Raw genomic sequence first — 691 nt, forward strand, 5'->3', positions numbered from 1 at the left:
TAATTCAAGGTCATCAAGTCATTCAATCTCTCGACGTAACTGACTTGCCTGCTGGCGAGCATAAATTCTGGTTCCGCATTGCAACCAATGCCCTATCTCAGTGGCAACACCTACCAGTATTGGTATTCAAAGGCGACAAGCCGGGCAAGAAGATTATGATCACTGCCGGTGTTCATGGCGATGAATACAACGGCGTTCTTGCCGCGCAAAAAACAGCTCGAGAGCTGATCGGCAAAGAACTGGCGGGCACTGTCACTGTTGTTCCAACCATCAACTTAACGGGTATGTTGAACCACAGCCGCGATTTTTACTCCGCTGATCCTGATGCCTCACCAGCAAACCTAAACCGCTTTTTCCCAGGCGACGCAAACGGCAATGAGGCCAATCGCTACCTGTTTGCATTATGGAACAATCTGCTTAAGCCAAATGCAGAGCTTGCGATTGATCTGCACACCCAAACCAGTGGTGCCGCTTACCCATTGTATGTGTTTGCCGATTTCCGTATCGAACAATCGTTGGAAATGGCTCGCTCAATTAACCCAGACGCTATCTTAAACGATCCGGGGGACGCAGGTGTTTTAGAAACCGTGTGGAACAACAGCGGCATTCCAAGCATTACTATCGAAGTGGGCATGGGGCGTTACACTGAGCAAGCGCTGATTGATCGTACGGTCGCGGGGATTTTTAACGT

1 protein-coding gene is annotated in these 691 nt (G+C 49.5%); it reads left to right on the forward strand.

Going from position 1 to position 691, the window contains the following annotated elements; genetic code table 11:
- Nucleotides 1-2: 2 nt before the first annotated feature.
- The coding region (locus R7Z49_RS25225) for a succinylglutamate desuccinylase/aspartoacylase family protein (protein WP_318112416.1) at nt 3-691 on the forward strand (689 nt) is incomplete at its 3' end.

The organism is Vibrio sp. 1562 (genome assembly GCF_033340155.1).
Taxonomy (GTDB): Bacteria; Pseudomonadota; Gammaproteobacteria; order Enterobacterales; family Vibrionaceae; genus Vibrio; species Vibrio alginolyticus.